Source organism: Streptomyces calidiresistens (assembly GCF_014141525.1).
GTDB lineage: Bacteria > Actinomycetota > Actinomycetes > Streptomycetales > Streptomycetaceae > Streptomyces > Streptomyces calidiresistens.
This window is the reverse complement of the sequence record NZ_VKHS01000902.1, coordinates 1-2,039: the sequence shown is the minus strand read 5'-3', so window position 1 is coordinate 2,039 and position 2,039 is coordinate 1. Positions and strand designations below refer to the sequence as shown.

Annotated in this window: 2 protein-coding genes; both read right to left on the bottom strand. The window is 74.1% G+C overall.

All coding sequences use genetic code 11. The features are described from left to right. Positions 1-7 precede the first annotated feature (7 nt). Entirely contained in the window at positions 8-478 is a 471-nt protein-coding gene (locus FOE67_RS23950) for a DUF6238 family protein (RefSeq protein WP_182666920.1), read from the bottom strand. Between the two features lie 53 nt (positions 479-531). Continuing rightward, positions 532-2,004, bottom strand: coding sequence for an SCO6880 family protein (locus FOE67_RS23945; protein WP_182666919.1), 1,473 nt, complete (start codon positions 2,002-2,004; stop codon positions 532-534). Positions 2,005-2,039: the final 35 nt, after the last annotated feature.

Here is a 2,039-nt window from a genome sequence, read left to right as displayed (position 1 = left end):
GGGTTCTTCAGGTGACGCAGTGGGTGGTGTGGCCGTGCGGCGGGCCCTTGAGGTCGGTGGGGGTGGTCCGGCGGCGGACGGCGTGGCCGGAAGCGAGGTGACGCCGACAGATCGTCATCAGCGGCGGCCCCTCGGGCAGCAGGTCGGGGTGACACTCCTCCTCATCGGTGTTCCGGTGCGGCGCCGGGAGAAGGTGGAAGGCCTCGTGGAGGGCTCCGGCGGTCTGCCACAGCCGGGTGCGCGCGATCGCCAGCTGACGGCCCGCCGCCGGGTACGGGGGGCGGGCCGACTCGGTGAGGTGATCGAGGAGCCGGTGCAGGGCGGTGAGGTGGGCGTGCAGGACGTCCAGGTGAACGCGGTCCACCGCCTCCCGCGGCCGGGCGGTCCGCTCGGCGAGGGAGCGGGTGTGGTGGCGCACTCCGGCGCTCGCGGCCCGCAGGTAGGGGTGCGCGTCGTTCGAGGGAGAGGGGTAGGGCAAACGGTCCTGCCTTTCAAGAGGGCTTTCCTTCCCGCCGCCGGGCGGGGGCGGGATCACAGGGCGATCCGGGCCAACGGCAGGGCGCCGAGGAGGAAGGCGTCGGGCTGCTGGTAGTTGAGCCGGCGCAGGTCCACGCCCGCGGTGACCGCGGCGGTCTCGATCTGCGCGCAGGCGGCGTCGAGGAGGGCGTCGGTGTCGGCGGTGACGGTGACCAGACCGGTCAGCGCGACATCGGCGTGGCCGGCGATGAGTTGACGCTCGCGGGCCTTGACGTCGGCGTACTCGACGGAGTCCTCCTCACTGTCGACCTGACCGCGGCGGGCGCGTTCGTTGGCATCGGCGATGATCGCGGCCTTCTTCCGCTGGACGTCCCGCAGCGCGGCCTCCAGGCTCTGCGGCACGTACAGCAACGAGAGGCTGCGCCGAACCCCCGCACTGAACATCAGCCCGTGCAGGAAACCGGCGCCCATCTCGGTACGGGGCCAGTTCTCCACCCAGTAGGTGGCGTGGCAGGCGGTGTCGGTGGCCAGCCGGTCGTACTCCTCCACCTGGACCACCGGTCCGGCCGCCGCCGAATCTGCCTCGGCCCGGCCGGTCGCGGACCACTGTTGGAGGGCGGCCAGGGAACGCGGATCGTAGGCGGTCCGCACGAGCGCGGCGATCTCGCCGGCGGTCAGCCACCCGGTGACCACCAGCCCGGCGTCGCGCGCGGCCTGGGCCACGGAGGCGGTGGTCTGCGCCATGACGGTGAAGGCGCCCGGAAGTCCGCCGCCCGCCTGCGAGATGAGCCGTTTGGCGGCCCTGAGATCCAGGGAGATCGCCACGTAGGTCTCGTGGGGAGCGGCGGCGGGCCCGGCGGAGGCGACCAGTTCGGAGTAGACCTGCCCGGCGACCGGCGCCTGTGGCCGGCCGTGGCGGGCCCAGTGGCGGGTGAGACCGTCGCCGGAGTCGGGGACGGTGCGTTCCAGGACCTGGACGCAGGCGACGTGTCCGGTGCGGGCGGCACCGGCCAGCGCGCGCCCCCAGCCGTTGACGTTGGTGTTCTGGGTGGCCGGATCGAGCAGCGCGAACGCGCGGGAGGAGACGCGGGCGACGGCGGTCAGGGTCCGCCGGTGCGGGTCGTGCAGGGCCGCCGCGGCGTTGGTGGAGTCGCCGGGGGTGACGACCTTCAGGGAGGCCGCGGTGCCGGGCAGGTGCAGTGCGCCGTCCCGGCGCGGGCGGGTGACCGGGCGGCCGAGCCACAGGGTGTGACCGGTGCGGCGCCGGTAGGCGTACCGGGCGACGATCGGCGCCCATTCGATCAGGGATCGGCCGTGGCGGCGGATCGCGACCAGGGCGGCGACCACCGCCCACACGGGGGCCAGCGCCAGCGCGCCGAGGAGACCGGCGGAGATCACCGTCACCAGCAGCAGGGCCAACGCACACGAGACGAGAAGGAGTTGGGGGAGGGAGAGACCGAGGAGGATGCCGCGGCGGGAACGGTGGGGGAACTTCACCGTGACCGGGGCGACGGACAGGTCGGACAAGAGGCTGGTCCAGGGGGGCGCGGGCGGAGCCCGGG